This window comes from Streptomyces sp. NBC_00670 (assembly GCF_036226765.1).
Lineage (GTDB): Bacteria > Actinomycetota > Actinomycetes > Streptomycetales > Streptomycetaceae > Streptomyces.
This window is the reverse complement of record NZ_CP109017.1, coordinates 6,818,808-6,832,559: the sequence shown is the minus strand read 5'-3', so window position 1 is coordinate 6,832,559 and position 13,752 is coordinate 6,818,808. Positions and strand designations below refer to the sequence as shown.

Genomic DNA, 13,752 nt, shown 5'->3' with positions numbered 1-13,752 from the left:
GACGGGGGTCAGCGGTCCGTGGGCGTGCCCTCGGCGCCCCAGTTGACGGACTGCATCCGCAGCGCGCTGTCGGTGTCGGCCTGCCAGCGCTGCTCCCCGTCGCCGGTGGCGCGCGGCTTCAGTACGAGGGCGGTGCCGGGGGCGGGGTCGGCGCCGGGCGCGGCCGGGGCGAGGGCCAGGTTCTGGTCGCGGCGCGGTACGAGGGTGCCCTGGAGGGTGAAGTCGTAGCGGACGTTCCTCACCTCGGGCGTGGACCGGCCCGCGCACGGGGCCAGGACGACCGAGTAGCCGAGGCGGGAGTCGAGGCAGAGCGAGGGCTCGGCGAGACTGCGCAGCAGGCCGTCGGTCTCGTAGGCCCAGTGCTGGGTGCGGGCGGAGCCGCAGCCGGCGAGCACGGCCTCGGCGCCGGCGACGGCCTTCTCGCCGTGGACGTCGAGACACAGCCCGTCACCGGCGTTGCGCAACCGGCCCCGTACGACACCGTCGGAGGCGTCGGCGGCCGTCCCGGCCCACGACGGCACGGACGAGGCCGTCCCCCCGGGCTCCTCGGCGGCGCCGCCTCCGCCACCCATCACACCCCACACGGCCAACGGCACGACGACACAGGCCCCCACGATCCCCACGACGAGAAGCGGCTCCCGCCGGGCGCCCGCCTCGGACGACCCCCACCGCACCGCACGCGGCATCCGCCCCCGGGCCCGGTGCCGCGCCGCGGCCCCCGCGAACCCGTCCCACCCGACGGCGCCCGCCGCTACCCGGCCTCGCGCCCGGCCGGCATCCGACGCGGTCTCCCGGCGCGCGTCGACGCCCGCCACCGGCGCGCCGGGTGCCGTCCCGGTGGAGTCCTCGCGCGCGGCGGCCGGTGCGGCGGAGCCCGCCACGGCGGCGCCCGCACGACGCCGCCGGCCCGCACGCCTGTGCCCAGCCCCTTCCGGCCGGGCAACGCCCTGCCCGGCGGCAACGACCGCCGCGCCGTCGCCGGGCGCGGGTGCGCTCGCCGCGACACTCCCCGACCCGACGACACCCGGCGCGACCGCACCACGCCCGGCACCCCCCGGCGCGACGCCACCCGACCCCGCGTGGCTCGGCGCGCCGACGCGCCGACCGGCGCCCCCGGCCGCGGCAGCGCCCCGGCCGGCGGCGGCCCGCTCGGCAACACCCGGCACGACAGCCCCCCGGCCGGGGACGGCCGACGCCGTCGCGCCTCGGCCGGCGTCCGCCGAGGCGGCTGTGCCCCGCGCGGCGCCCCCAGGCGTGACAGCGCTCCGGCCGACGGCACCCCGCTCGGCGACACCCGGCGCGACAGCGCTCCGGTCGGTGGACCGCGCCGCCGGGTCGTCCGACGGGGCGCCCGGTGGTGGGCCCTCCTTCGGGTCCGCCGGTGTGGAGGGCCGGCGGGGGGTGCGGAGGCGGGCCGTGAGGGTGCGGACGTGGGCGGCGGCCGTGCGGACCGGCGTGCGGGGGCGGGCGGCTCGCGTGCGGGGGCCCGGTGGGACCGGCGGCGTGTCGGGGGCCGTGAAGTCCATGCGGGCGTCGAGCGCCGTCGGGCCGCGCGGGGGCTCCGGCTCGCGGGGGCCGCGGGTGTCGAGGTAGGCCCGGGCGGCCCAGCCCAGTACCCCCTCCGTGAGGAGCACCGGCAGCCGCCGGTCGAAGCCGTCGAGCTGCTCGGCGGCGCCCCGGCAGTGGGCGCAGCCGTCCAGGTGGAAGAGGAGGTCGGGGTCGAGGACCCGGTCCCCGCGCCGCAGCGCCACGTCGAGCAGCCGGGCGAACCGCCGGCAGTCGTCCCGGGGCGCGGACTCCCGGTGGACCTCCAGGCAGGCGTCGCGCAGCCGGGCCCTGGCCCGGGCGAGCCGCACCGGGACGTCGCCGACGTCGATGCCGAGGAGTGCGGCGGGCACGTCAGGCTCCTCGCGCTCCACCTCCATGTGCCACAGCAGGCACCGCGCGGGCTCGGCGAGCCGCTGGAAGGCGGTGGTGACGAGCCGCCGGTTCCCGGGCGGCAGCAGCCGCGCCGCCGCGGAGCCGGACCCGGTGCCGGAGCGCAGCTCGGCGTGGAGCATGTCGCGGCGGTGGTCGGCGTCCCACTCCGCCGCGATCCGGCCGACCGTGACCAGCAGGGCCGGCCGCCACGCCGCCGTCGGCCCGGCCTGCCGGCCGGCGTTCTCGAACAGCCGGGTGAACGCGGCGGTGGTGAGCATCCCGGCGGGGTGCGCCCCGGCGGTGCACAGCCGCGCGTAGGCGTACACGGCCTCCCCGTGCCGGGCGAGGAGTTCCTCCACCGGCCGGTGGACGGGCCCCTCCCCGCCGGACTTCTTCAGCTCCGCGGCGAGTTCCGCGTCGGGCACCTCGCGCGGCCGGCCGGGCTCGGGGGAACTCGGCACGGCCCCGTCGTTCACGTTCACTTTCCTCCACAGCCCCTGCGCACGAGGCCGGGTCCGGACCAGTGACGTACCGCCCGGCCGGCCGCCCCGTGGGGAGCGTCCGCATCCATTCGCGTAATCTTCGATATCCCGAACGCGCGACCACGACCGCGTTTTTCCGGAGTGGGGGGCGAACGGCGCACCGGGCGCGTCCGGCGGAAAAGGAATTGTCCGCACGTCGACGCCCCACACCTTCGCACACGCCGGGGAGCAGTAACAAGACAGGGGCTCACTTTCCCCGGCGAATGAACCCCGCCTGAACTCGGGGTAAGTTGACGGAACGTCAGCAAGGGGCCCGTACGTGGTAATTGCCCCGGCCCGGCCGGGCTCGCCAAGGCCTTATGGACAGGAATTCAGGAAGGCGCGGGAAGGCCCGGGAAGGCGCAGGAAGACGGCGGAACGTTCCGGGAAAAGTACGCCCTCATCGCACGCCCCCTTCACACGGTCCCTGGTCCGGGCGGCTGCGGGAGCAGGTCGAGCACGCGTTCCCAGCCGAAGACGGGGGCGCCCCCGTCGGTGCCGCCCCCGGCGTACGGGTCGGCGAACCGTACGCCCATGCCGCGCAGCCGTTCCAGAGCGGCCGCGTAGGCGGGATGGGCGGCCAGCGCCTCGCCCACGCAGGGCAGTACGCCGATCGGGACGCCGAGCCCGTACGCCTCGTTGAGCGTGCCGAGGGCGAGGGTGTCGGAGATGCCGGCCGCCCACTTGTTGAGCGTGTTGAACGTGGCCGGGGCGACGGCCACGGCGTCCGGCGGCGGAAAGGGCCGCGGCTCCCCCGGCAGCCGCCACGCGGACCGGATCACGCGCCCGGTCCGCGCCTCGACGGCGGCGGTGTCGAAGAAGCCCATGGCGAGCGGTGTGGCGAGGACCCCGACCTCCCAGTTCCGCTCCTGCGCCGCGGCGATCAGCTCCCCGACACCGGAGGCGACCCCGGCGGCGCAGACGACGACGTAGAGGAAGGGTTTCCCGGGTTCCGCGGCCTGTTCAATCACCCCGGAACCCTACTCACCCCCTCGGCGGGCCGGCCGCCATCCCCCGGCGGGCCGACCGCCATTCCCTTCGGTGGCCCGCCCGTCGTCCCTCAGCCGCTCACTCCTCCCTGGCTCCGCCCGCCGCGCACCCCGACCGCCCCGACCGGGCAGGCCCGCGCGGCCTCCCGGACCAGCGGGTCCCCGCCGCCGTCGCGCCGGCCGGGCAGCACCTCGCCGAAGCCGTCGTCGTCCTGGGTGAAGACACCGGGCGCGGTCAGGGCGCACTGGCCGGCGCCGATGCAGACGTCGTGGTCGATGGTGACGTCGAGCGTGCCGCCGTCGTCGTCGCGCATGGGTTCCTCCTCACCACGCCACGGGGAGTTCGACCATCCCCTGGATCGTGTCGCCGGGCTTGTGCGGGATCTCCTCCGGGGGCGCGGCGAGCCGCAACCCGGGGAACCGCTCGAAGAGCGAGCGCAGGGCGATCTCCAGCTCGGCACGGGCCAGATTCTGGCCGAGGCACTGGTGGCTGCCGAAGCCGAAGGCGAGATGGCCGCGGGCCGAGCGGTGCCAGTCCAGGGCGTCGGCCCCGGGGAAGACGTCCGCCTCCCGGTTGACGACGGAGTTGGAGAAGACCACGCCGTCGCCCGCGCGGACCGTCTCCCCCGCGATCTCGACGTCCTCGAGCGCGACCCGGGTGAGTCCGTCGACGATGGACAGGAACCGCAGCAGTTCCTCGACGGCGGCGGGGACGAGCCCGGGGTCGGCGCGCAGTTCGGCGAGCCGGTCGGGCTGCTGGAGGAGGGTGAACGTGCCGAGCGAGATCATGTTCGCCGTCGTCTCGTGCCCGGCGATCAGCAGCAGCACGGAGAGCGAGATCAGCTCCTCCCGGTCGAGTTCGCCGGTGTGCAGCCGTTCCGCGATCAGCTCGTCGAGGATGCCGTCGCCGGGTTCCTCGCGTTTGCGGTCGATCAGCGCGCCGAGGTAGTCGTCGAGCCGGGCGCGGGCGTCCTCGACGTCGGCCGCGGCGGGGCCGCGCAGCAGTCTGCGGGACTGTTCCTCGAAGAACTCGTGGTCGGCGTACGGGACGCCGAGCAGGGCGCAGATCACGGTCGACGGCAGGGGCAGCGCGAACGTGCTCACCAGGTCGGCGGGCGGCCCCGCCGCCTGAAGGCCGTCGAGCAGCCGGTCGACGATCTCCTGGATGCGCGGGCGCAGCGCGGCGGCGCGCTTGAGGGTGAAGTGCGCGACGAGCATGCGGCGCTGGGTGCGGTGCTCGGGGTCGTCGACACCGAGCAGGGGGAACCGGCGGGTGCGGCGGACGGTCGCGATGCGCTCGTTGAGCATCGGGAAGTCCGGCCGGGTGCGGTCGGCGGAGAGCCGCGGGTCGGAGAGCAGGGCACGTGCGGCGGCGTGGCCGGTGACCAGCCATACGCCACGGCCGTCGTAGAGGGAGACGCGGGCCAGCGGCCGCTGCTCGCGCAGCGGTGCGTAGCCGGCGGGCGGGTGGTAGGGGCACGTGCGGTCCTGGGGGAACGGGACTGGCACGTCCTGGGAAGCGTCGACGGGTGCTGCCGGGTGGGCCGTGGAGTGCGTCATGAGGAACCTCGCTTGCGAAGACTCGCCCTTGCCGATCTTCATTGGATGCCTGAGGCATCCATCGGGTCACCAGCAAGTTCGGCCAGATCGCCCGGCCGGCGGAACTGGCCGAAGCCGTACGGGTGGCGGAGCGGGGGCTTCCAGGGGCGGACGGCGGGCGGGCGGACGCGTTCACGTGCCGATACCGGGTAGTCCCCGGTCATGAGCAGCACCGCCCGGACCGTCGCCGTGTGGGGGGCCGCACCGATGCCGTTCGGGCCGTCCTTCCACGATCAGACCCTGCGCATGACCGTCCGCCCCACCGCCTCGGGGACGGGTGCGCGGCTGCGGCTGTCGCATCTGTACGGCGACGGGGAGCTGACCGTGGGCGCGCTCTCGGTGGCGGTGGCGGGGTCCCGGCCGCGGCCCGTCACCGTCGACGGCTCGCCGAAGGCGGTGCTCGGGGCTGGCCGGGAAGTGCTCACCGACGTACTGCCCGTCGACGTCGAACGCGGCCGGGACCTGACGGTCTCCCTCCATCTGCCGGACGCGACCGGGTCCACGACCCACCACCGGGACGCCTTCGCGACGGCGTATCTCTCGCCGCCGGGCTCCGGCGATCTCACCCTGGCGGCGGGACCCGACGGGTTCGCCCCGGCGGGCGCCTCCTGGTACGTCCTGTCGGGGCTGACGGTCGTCCCGGCCGAGGCGGAGGGCACGGTGGTGGCCTTCGGCGACTCGATCACGGACGGCGCGTGCTCCACGTGTGACGCGAACCGGCGGTGGCCCGACCTGTTGCGGCCGGGGCGGCTGGCGGTCGTCAACGCGGGGATCGGGGGGAACCGGCTGCTGTCCGACTGGACCGATCCCGCGGGGGTGCGGCGGTTCGAGCGGGATGTGCTGGCGCAGGAGGGGGTGCGGGTGGTGGTCGTGCTGCTCGGGGTCAACGATCTGCTCGGGGGGCTGGAGCCGGGGGGTGTGCCGGTGGGGGTGGGCGAGTTGCTCGGTGGGTACGGCCGGTTGGTGGAGGCGGCGCGGGAGGCCGGGGTGCGGGTGGTGGGCTGCACCCTGCCGCCGGCCGGGGCGCTGGGTCCTGGACGGGAGGCGGTGCGGCGGGCGGTGAACGAGCGGGTGCGGGCGGGTGGGGTGTTCGACGCGGTGGCGGATGTGGACGGGGCGCTGCGGGATCCGGGGGACGCGGGGCGTCTCCGGGTGGCCTACGACAGCGGCGACGGCCTGCACCCGAACGACGCCGGCATGGCCGCGATCGCCCGTGCGGTACGCCCCCATGTCACATGACCCAAGCCGGCCTTTCCTCGCCCCCGCCGTCCCTACCCTTCCCGTCCCTTCAAGGGGCTCCGCCCCTTGGACCCCGGCACGGGGCTTCGCCCCGTTTCGCGCCCACGCGGCGGAGCCGCATATTGACACAGCCCCGCGCCCCTATCAGGGGCGCGGGGAACTGCGCGAGAAGCCCCACCGACCGTCAGCCGACAACGCATCCCCGGGGTCCAAGGGGCGGAGCCCCTTGTCAAGGAGGGGAATGGGTAGGGGCGGCGGGGGCGAAAACCCCTGCGTGCCGGGCGGAAGAATCCGCTCCGGTGTCGTGTTGAATCGTGACACCTACGAGGAACGGAGACCCATGCCTCTTGAGGGTGAGTACGAACCCAGCCCGAGCCGAATGGCACGCGAGCAGGTCGAGTTGTACGAGAGCTCCGGCGGCACCGAAGGCACGAAACACGCCGACACGGGCCTGCCCGTGATCATTCTGACCACCCGCGGCGCCCGCAGCGGCAAGATCCGCAAGACCCCGCTGATGCGCGTCGAGCACGAGGGCCGCTACGCCGTCGTCGCCTCCCTCGGCGGCGCCCCCAAGCACCCCGTCTGGTACCACAACGTCGTCGCGGACCCCCGCGTGACGTTGCAGGACGGCCCCACCGTGCAGGACATGACGGCACGTGAGGTCACCGGCGAGGAGAAGGCGGCGTGGTGGGAGCGCGCGGTCGCCGCGTACCCCCCGTACGCCGACTACCAGGAGAAGACCGACCGGGAGATCCCGGTGTTCGTCCTGGAGCGCACCGAGGGCGGCCACTGACCCCGGCCACCGACCGGCGCCACCAGCCCGGCGGCGTTCCGCGAGGGCGTCCTACGCCCCCCGGCGGAGCGCCGCCATCTGCTGTTCCAGCGGGGCCAGCCCCACGTCCCCCCGGCGCTCGTCGACGGTCTCGGGGCAGCGCACCGGATACGGCCGCAGCGTCACGGGGTTGACGCGGGTCCCGTAGAACTGCGGCTCGCCCCGGGCCACCGCGCAGTGGTCGGCGATGTAGGCGAGGTGCACGGCGGGACAGTGGCCGTCGGCGGCGGCCTCGGCGATCAGGTCGCGGCAGCGGAGCTGGAACGGCAGGTCGGGGGCGTGCAGCAGGAGCATCAGGGCCGCGGTCGAGGCGGGCCCGCCGACCAGTGCCCCGGTGGGCCAGCCGTGCCGCTGGACGATGACCTTCAGCGCCTCGGTGTTCTCGGCGCGGCAGCGGGCGAGCCGGTGCCGGGCGAGGGCGCCGGGTTCGCGCTGCGCCCGGCGCATCAGCTCCCGCTCGTCCTCCGCGCGGCGCAGCAGCTCCCGCCCCGCGGCCGCCGTCGCCGCCGGGAGCGCCCAGGCCGCCGCGCTGGTCACGTGGTCGCCTCCGGCGGTGCCGTACGGGCGAGGGTGAACCAGACGCGTTTGCCGGGCTTGCCCGGCTCGGCCGGGGCGACGCCCCACGCGTCGGCGAGCACGCTCACGATGGCCAGTCCCCGTCCGGACTCCGCCCCGCCGTCCACCGTGCGCAGCAGCGGCGGGACGGGCGAGGGGTCGGCGACCATGACGCGTACGGCGTCGCGGATCAGTTCGACGGTGAGGGTGACGGTGTCGTAGGGGCGGGTGCCCGTGTGGGTGACGGCGTTGGCGAAGAGTTCGTCCGTGGCGAGGACGACGGAGTCGCACAGTTCCTCGGGCAGACCGAGCCGGGTGAGGTGGTCGGTCACCCGGCGCCGTACCACCGCGGCACGCGAGGGGTGGGCGGGGACGGTGAACCGCAGCGGGCTGTCGCCGGGCGGGTACCGCCGCCGGTCGCCGGGCGGGTGCGGCCGTGTGGGCGCAAGTAAGGCGGATGCGCGGTCGGCCGCTCCCGGCGCGGTCGCCGGCGTCTCGCCGGCGGCTGCGGGGGTCCGGCCCGAGCTCCTCGGTTGTCCGTCGGTCACGGTGGCCATCCAGGTCTCGCCTCACGGTCGCGTGCGCCGCACCGGGATCCGACGGCAGGTCAGAACCGCGGAAGCCGGGCGCCGTTGACCCTCACCGCACACGGAGTGTGCGGCAGGTCACTCGGTCACTATGGTGGCGTACGGGCTCAGTACGCAACCTGCGTTCTGATAATTTCAGATCTATCCGCATCACTCTGTCCCTCCCCCTCGCCGCGTGGCACACTGCACGCTGTGGCGGCCGTTCCGGGGAGGCAGGCGTGAGTGACAACCGCCCCGGCGGCAGCAGCGCACCCACCGTCCTGCGGATGGTCCTCGGCAAGCGGCTCCGGCAGCTGCGTGAACAGGCCGGGGTCTCCTTCGAGGAGGCGGCCCGGACCATCGAGGTCACGCCGCTGACGGTCCGCCGGATGGAGAAGGCCGAGGTCGGACTCCGTATCCCCTACGTCAAGGAGCTGCTGCGCGCCTACGGTGTCCGGGCGACGGAGGTCGAGGACTTCGTCACCATGGCGAGGGAGGCCAACAAACCGGGCTGGTGGTACCAGTACCGCGACGTACTGCCGGAATGGTTCCGTGCCTACGTCAGCCTGGAGAGTGAAGCCAGCGTCATCCGTCTGTACGAACCCCACTACGTACCCGGCCTGTTGCAGACGCACGACTACGCCACCGCGCTGCTGCGCGTGGGCTTCCCCAACGATTCCGAGGAGGGCATCGCGCGCCGGGTGGACCTGCGCGTCCGACGGCAGGACCTGCTCGTCAAACCGGAGTCGCCGGTCATCTGGGCCATTCTGGACGAGACGGTGCTGCGCCGGCCGGTCGGCGGGGCGGACGTGATGCGCGCGCAACTGGACCGGCTGAACGAGGCCCTGGACCTGCCCAAGGTCCGGATTCAGATCATGCGGTTCGGAGTCGGTGCCCATCCGGGCGCCTTCGGCCCCTTCCACCACTTCCGTTTCGGGTTCTCCGAACTGCCCGACGTCGTCTACACGGAGAGTCTGGCCGGCGCCTCGTACGTGGACCGGCCCTCCGACGTCGTCAGCTACCTCGAGGTACTGGACCGGATGGCCGTGCAGGCGGAGCCGGTCCGTCGTACCAGGACCATCCTGGCCGAACTGCGTAAGGAGTTGTGATCATGGCATCCGAGGGTTCCGTCTACAGCGGCATGCCGGCCGGCGACCTGGGCACCGAGGGCTGGGAGAAGCCCTGGAGCGGTACGAACGGCGGCAGTTGCGTCGAGGCCAAACGGCTGCCCGACGGCAGCGTCGCCTTCCGCCAGTCCAAGGACCCGGAGGGGCCCGCGCTGGTCTACTCCCGGGACGAGATGATCGCCTTCCTCGAAGGCGCCAAGTCCGGGCGGGCCGACTTCCTGGTCGTCTGAGGACCGTCCGCGACGCGTGGCGGCGGGGCGCCGGGAAGCTCTCCGGGCCCCGCCCCCCCACATGGTCAACACGACTGTACGGCAGTGCAGTTGGCGGTAGGTTGGTGCGCACACCCCGTGACGCACGGCAGGAGACCCCCCATGACGGACGGCCGGACCCCCGACGCGGAGGCGTGGTCCAAGATCGATACCACGGTGCCGCACTCGGCCCGCATCTGGAACTACTGGATGGGCGGCAAGGACAACTACGAGGTCGACCGGATCGCCGGCGACGCCTACCGGGAGACCGCGCCCAACATCGAGACGATGGCCCGCGCCTCCCGGCAGTACCTGATCCGCACGGTGACCTTCGTCGCCGGTGAGCTCGGCATCCGCCAGTTCCTCGACATCGGCACCGGCCTGCCGACGTACGACAACACGCACCAGGTGGCGCAGCGCATAGCGCCTCAGTCGCGGATCGTCTACGTCGACAACGACCCCCTCGTACTGCGGCACGCGCAGGCCCTGCTCACCAGCACGCCCGAGGGCGTCACCGACTACATCGACGCGAACCTGCGCGACCCGGAGGCGATCCTCGAGCAGGCGGGCAAGATACTGGACTTCGACAAGCCGGTCGCGCTGATGCTCATGGGCATCCTGGGGCACATCCAGGACTACGAAGAGGCCAAGTCGATCGTGCGGCGGCTCCAGGCGGCGCTCTGCCCGGGCAGCTACTTCGTGCACTACGACAGCACGGACACGGATGCGGCGCTGCGGGAGGCGCAGCAGGGGTACGACGACACGGGGGCCGTGCCGTACGTCCTGCGCAGTCCTGCGCAGGTTTCGGCGTTCTACGAGGGGCTGGAGCTGCTGGAGCCGGGGATTGTGTCGTGCCCCCTGTGGCGGCCGGAGCCGGGGGTGTCGGCGGAGCCGACGGACGTTTTCGGGGGGGTTGCCCTCAAGAGGGGGTGAAGGGCTCCGCCCCGGGGGGTTTGGTTCGGCGCCTGAGAGCTCGGAGCTGCTCCTTGTCCGGCGGGTGCGGGTGGACTGTGCTTGCTCGCGCGGTTCCCCGCGCCCCTTTCGGGGCGCGGGTGTCCAATGGGAGGGGACGGGGCTGTCTGCGTGACGGAGGTCGTGATGTCCGCTCCGCTTCGGGTGTTGCATGCCCTTGCGCCGGAGCACCGGGCGCGGTTGCTGTCCGTGGCGCGGGAGGTCGCGTTCGCCGAGGACACCAGGATCTTCGAGGCCGGCGGCGTCGCCGACCGGTTCTGGGTGGTGCGCTCCGGCACGGTCTCCCTCTTCCAGCACGTGCTCGCCGGGCGGCGCATCTCCGTGGCCACGCTGGGCCCCGGTGACCTGCTGGGCTGGTCCTGGCTGTTCCCTCCGCACACCTGGGACTTCGGCGCCGAGGCGTTCAGTCCCGTACGGGCGTACGAGTTCGACGCCTCGACGGTGGCCGGTCTCGGGGAGCGGGACCCCTCCCTGGAGCTCGCCCTGACCCGCACGGTCGGGGCCGTCCTCGCCCACCGGCTGGAGACCACCCGGACCGCGCTGATCGAGCACTACGCCCGCCATGGGGGCGGTCCTCGCTGACCTCGGAATCGGGCGGCCGGCGAGATTTTTCCGCCCGGCCGCGCATGACCCCGGCTGGCCCGGGCACGCGTAGGTCAGGCCCCGCCGCGCTCCCCCGTCGCGGCGGGGCTTTCGGCTGTCCGGCGCCGGCGGCGTTCGGCGGCGAGCGTGGCCGCGTCCGTCACGTCGAGGTAGATCCGGCCGGCCGCCTCCGGGGCCGCCTCAGCGATCTCCCGCTTGATGCGGACCGCCACCTCCTCGACCTCCTCGCTGTCCATCCCGGGCACGAGGTCGATGCGGGCCGCGACCAGCGTGGAGTCGGGGCCCAGCTGCATGGTCAGCAGCGACTCGACGCTGTCGATCTCCGGCTGTCCGGCGAGCAGTTCGCGGATCCTGTCGCTCTGCTCGGGGTCGGCGGCCTGTCCGATGAGCTGGTCGCGGGCCTCGCGGCCGAGCCGGTAGGCGACGAACACCAGCAGGGCGCCGATGGCGAGGGAGGCCGACGCCTCGTAGGCCACCTGACCGGTGATCATGTGCAGCCCCATGCCGATCATCGCGAGGCTGACGCCCAGGACGGCCGTACCGTCCTCGGCGACGACCGTGCGCAGCGCCGGGTCCTTGAGTTTCTCCCTGCTGAAGCCGCCCTCCTTGCGCACCTGGTGCACCGCCCGCAGCAGCGAGCTGCCCTCGAACACGAAGGCGAGCGCCAGGACGATCAGGCCGATGACGTAACCGCGCTGGGTCTCGTCCGCCCCGCTCCTGAGCGCCTCGTAGCCCTGGAAGAAGGAGAAGCAGCCGCCCATGACGAAGATGCCGACCGCGGCGAGCAGCGACCAGAAGAACCGCTCCTTGCCGTAGCCGAAGGGGTGCCGGCGGTCGGCGGGGCGGCGGCTGCGGCGCAGCGCGGCCAGCAGGAAGACTTCGTTCAGGGTGTCGGCCACGGAGTGCGCGGCCTCCGACATCAGGGCCGGCGAATGGGCCAGCAGTCCGCCGACGGCCTTGGCCGCCGCGATCAGCAGATTGGCGGCGAGTGCCACCCAGACGGTGATCCGTGTCCTACGGTCCGATGATGTCCCTGTCACTGTGGCCGACTGCCCCTGCACGGGCGTCTCACACCGGGCACCGGACGGGAATCGGACCACGTCGACCAGGGCACTCGTATCCGGACACCACCGCGAGCAGGGGCTCGCAGGAGGGAGCAGGACATGGCCGAGGGCGAGGGCAACCGCGCGTACGGGCACAAGCCGTTCAAGCGGTCCCGCAGTCACTTCACCGACCGGATCACGGCCGACGGCCGGGACGGCTGGCCGGTGGAGGCGGGCCGCTACCGTCTGGTGGTCAGCCGTGCCTGCCCGTGGGCGAGCCGCGCCCTGGTCTCGCGCCGGCTGCTGGGCCTGGAGGACGCCCTGTCGCTGGCGGTCGCCGACCCGGTCCAGGACGACCGCAGCTGGCGGTTCACCCTGGACCCCGACGGCCGCGACCCCGTGCTCGGCATCCGCTACCTCGGCGAGGCGTACGAGGCCCGCGAGCCCGGCCATCCGGGCGGCGTCAGCGTCCCGGCGGTGGTGGACGTACCCAGCGGCAAACTGGTCACCAACGACTACCAGCAGCTCACCCTCGACCTCGCCACCGAGTGGACGGCCCTGCACCGCCCCGGGGCGCCGGACCTCTATCCGGAGGCCCTGCGCGAGGAGATCGACGAGGTGATGGAGGGCGTCTACCGGGACGTCAACAACGGGGTCTACCGGTCCGGCTTCGCCACCACTCAGGAGGAGTACGCGGAGGCGTGCGACGGGGTGTTCCGGCGTCTGGAGTGGCTTGCCCACCGGCTTGCGGGGCAGCGGTACCTCGTCGGGGAGACCATCACCGAGGCGGACATCCGGCTGTTCACCACCCTGGTCCGCTTCGATCCCGTCTACCACGGCCACTTCAAGTGCAACCGCTGGAAGCTGGCCGAGAACCCGGTGCTGTGGGCGTACGCGCGGGACCTGTTCCAGACGCCGGGGTTCGGCGACACGGTCGACTTCGACCACATCAAACGGCACTACTACCAGGTGCACACCGGCATCAACCCGACCGGCATCGTGCCGCTCGGGCCCGATCTGGCGGGCTGGCTCACGCCGCACGGCCGTGAGCGGCTGGGCGGCCGGCCGTTCGGTGACGGCACGCCGCCGGGACCGGTGCGGGACGGCGAGGAGGTACCGGCGGTCCCGGCCTGACCCCCGCCCGGTTCTTCGATCAAGGAGAGGTACATGGCGAAAAAGAAGAAGCAGCAGTTGTCGCTCGCCTACAAGCCCGTCGGCTTCGCGCTCGGCTGGGTGAGCGGTGCGCTGGCCGGGAAGGCGTTCCAGGCGACCTGGAAGGCGATCCGGCACGAGGACGACGCGCCCGACGCGCTGGACCGGGACCGCGGCTGGGGCGAGGTGCTGCTCGCCGCGGCGGTCCAGGGCGCCATCTTCGCGGTGGTGCGCAGCGCGGCGGACCGGGCCGGCGCGAAGGCGATCGAGCGCTCCACGGGCGTGTGGCCGACGGCGGAGAAGAGCGGCCGGGACTGACGTACATACGCACGGCGGGGGCCGGTTCCCAGCGGAACCGGCCCCCGCCGTAGTCGGTGCGACCGGGC

At 73.7% G+C, this 13,752-nt stretch carries 15 protein-coding genes; 8 read left to right on the top strand and 7 right to left on the bottom strand.

Going from position 1 to position 13,752, the window contains the following annotated elements:
• Positions 1-8: 8 nt before the first annotated feature.
• The 4 genes from OIE12_RS29920 to OIE12_RS29905 form a co-directional block, all read right to left on the bottom strand.
• On the bottom strand, positions 9-2,396 hold the full coding sequence (locus tag OIE12_RS29920) for an RICIN domain-containing protein (RefSeq protein ID WP_329140700.1): 2,388 nt from the start codon (positions 2,394-2,396) through the stop codon (positions 9-11).
• Positions 2,397-2,857: 461 nt separating this feature from the next.
• A complete protein-coding gene (locus OIE12_RS29915) occupies positions 2,858-3,412 on the bottom strand; it encodes a flavoprotein (RefSeq protein ID WP_329140698.1) in 555 nt (184 codons plus the stop codon).
• Positions 3,413-3,501: 89 nt separating this feature from the next.
• Positions 3,502-3,744, bottom strand: coding sequence for a ferredoxin (locus OIE12_RS29910; protein WP_329140696.1), 243 nt, complete (start codon positions 3,742-3,744; stop codon positions 3,502-3,504).
• 10 nt (positions 3,745-3,754) lie between these two features.
• Complete coding sequence (locus OIE12_RS29905; RefSeq protein ID WP_329140694.1) at positions 3,755-4,990, bottom strand: cytochrome P450; 1,236 nt, start codon at positions 4,988-4,990, stop codon at positions 3,755-3,757.
• 201 nt (positions 4,991-5,191) lie between these two features.
• On the opposite strand from OIE12_RS29905, the gene OIE12_RS29900 reads away from it, so the two are divergent.
• Together OIE12_RS29900 and OIE12_RS29895 are read left to right on the top strand one after the other, a co-directional pair.
• Positions 5,192-6,268 (top strand): GDSL-type esterase/lipase family protein, encoded by a 1,077-nt coding sequence (locus tag OIE12_RS29900; RefSeq protein ID WP_329140693.1) that lies wholly within the window; start codon positions 5,192-5,194, stop codon positions 6,266-6,268.
• Positions 6,269-6,608: 340 nt separating this feature from the next.
• Positions 6,609-7,061 carry a nitroreductase family deazaflavin-dependent oxidoreductase gene (locus OIE12_RS29895; RefSeq protein ID WP_329140691.1) on the top strand — a complete coding sequence of 151 codons (453 nt, stop codon included), beginning with the start codon at positions 6,609-6,611 and terminating at the stop codon, positions 7,059-7,061.
• Positions 7,062-7,112: 51 nt separating this feature from the next.
• On the opposite strand, the gene OIE12_RS29890 is transcribed toward OIE12_RS29895, so the two are convergent.
• Complete coding sequence (locus OIE12_RS29890; RefSeq protein ID WP_329140690.1) at positions 7,113-7,637, bottom strand: DUF6624 domain-containing protein; 525 nt, start codon at positions 7,635-7,637, stop codon at positions 7,113-7,115.
• Positions 7,634-7,987, bottom strand: coding sequence for an ATP-binding protein (locus OIE12_RS29885; protein ID WP_329140688.1), 354 nt, complete (start codon positions 7,985-7,987; stop codon positions 7,634-7,636). The genes OIE12_RS29890 and OIE12_RS29885 overlap by 4 nt, the downstream gene beginning before the upstream one ends.
• Before the next feature lie 473 nt (positions 7,988-8,460).
• Here OIE12_RS29885 and OIE12_RS29880 point away from each other — a divergent pair, with 473 nt between their 5' ends.
• The 4 genes from OIE12_RS29880 (at position 8,461) to OIE12_RS29865 (ending at position 11,150) form a co-directional block, all read left to right on the top strand.
• Positions 8,461-9,330 carry a helix-turn-helix domain-containing protein gene (locus tag OIE12_RS29880; RefSeq protein WP_329140686.1) on the top strand — a complete coding sequence of 290 codons (870 nt, stop codon included), beginning with the start codon at positions 8,461-8,463 and terminating at the stop codon, positions 9,328-9,330.
• Positions 9,331-9,332: 2 nt separating this feature from the next.
• Entirely contained in the window at positions 9,333-9,578 is a 246-nt protein-coding gene (locus OIE12_RS29875) for a DUF397 domain-containing protein (protein WP_329140684.1), read from the top strand.
• Between the two features lie 141 nt (positions 9,579-9,719).
• A complete protein-coding gene (locus OIE12_RS29870) occupies positions 9,720-10,529 on the top strand; it encodes an SAM-dependent methyltransferase (RefSeq protein WP_329140682.1) in 810 nt (269 codons plus the stop codon).
• 165 nt (positions 10,530-10,694) lie between these two features.
• Positions 10,695-11,150, top strand: a complete 456-nt coding sequence (locus tag OIE12_RS29865; protein WP_329140680.1) for a Crp/Fnr family transcriptional regulator — start codon at positions 10,695-10,697, stop codon at positions 11,148-11,150.
• Between the two features lie 74 nt (positions 11,151-11,224).
• Here OIE12_RS29865 and OIE12_RS29860 read toward each other — a convergent pair whose 3' ends face one another.
• Complete coding sequence (locus tag OIE12_RS29860) at positions 11,225-12,232, bottom strand: cation diffusion facilitator family transporter (protein ID WP_329140678.1); 1,008 nt, start codon at positions 12,230-12,232, stop codon at positions 11,225-11,227.
• 102 nt (positions 12,233-12,334) lie between these two features.
• Here OIE12_RS29860 and OIE12_RS29855 point away from each other — a divergent pair, with 102 nt between their 5' ends.
• Both OIE12_RS29855 and OIE12_RS29850 read left to right on the top strand, forming a co-directional pair.
• Positions 12,335-13,348 (top strand): glutathione S-transferase family protein, encoded by a 1,014-nt coding sequence (locus OIE12_RS29855; RefSeq protein ID WP_329140675.1) that lies wholly within the window; start codon positions 12,335-12,337, stop codon positions 13,346-13,348.
• 33 nt (positions 13,349-13,381) lie between these two features.
• Entirely contained in the window at positions 13,382-13,684 is a 303-nt protein-coding gene (locus tag OIE12_RS29850) for a DUF4235 domain-containing protein (RefSeq protein ID WP_329140673.1), read from the top strand.
• Positions 13,685-13,752: the final 68 nt, after the last annotated feature.

What these genes read in the sequence shown, in the direction of transcription:
- OIE12_RS29910 (WP_329140696.1), bottom strand. Translation starts at nt 3,744, where the DNA reads ATGCGCGACGACGACGGCGGCACGCTCGACGTCACCATCGACCACGAC.
- OIE12_RS29905 (WP_329140694.1), bottom strand. Translation starts at nt 4,990, where the DNA reads ATGACGCACTCCACGGCCCACCCGGCAGCACCCGTCGACGCTTCCCAG.
- OIE12_RS29900 (WP_329140693.1), top strand. Translation starts at nt 5,192, where the DNA reads ATGAGCAGCACCGCCCGGACCGTCGCCGTGTGGGGGGCCGCACCGATG.
- OIE12_RS29895 (WP_329140691.1), top strand. Translation starts at nt 6,609, where the DNA reads ATGCCTCTTGAGGGTGAGTACGAACCCAGCCCGAGCCGAATGGCACGC.
- OIE12_RS29875 (WP_329140684.1), top strand. Translation starts at nt 9,333, where the DNA reads ATGGCATCCGAGGGTTCCGTCTACAGCGGCATGCCGGCCGGCGACCTG.
- OIE12_RS29870 (WP_329140682.1), top strand. Translation starts at nt 9,720, where the DNA reads ATGACGGACGGCCGGACCCCCGACGCGGAGGCGTGGTCCAAGATCGAT.
- OIE12_RS29865 (WP_329140680.1), top strand. Translation starts at nt 10,695, where the DNA reads ATGTCCGCTCCGCTTCGGGTGTTGCATGCCCTTGCGCCGGAGCACCGG.
- OIE12_RS29855 (WP_329140675.1), top strand. Translation starts at nt 12,335, where the DNA reads ATGGCCGAGGGCGAGGGCAACCGCGCGTACGGGCACAAGCCGTTCAAG.
- OIE12_RS29850 (WP_329140673.1), top strand. Translation starts at nt 13,382, where the DNA reads ATGGCGAAAAAGAAGAAGCAGCAGTTGTCGCTCGCCTACAAGCCCGTC.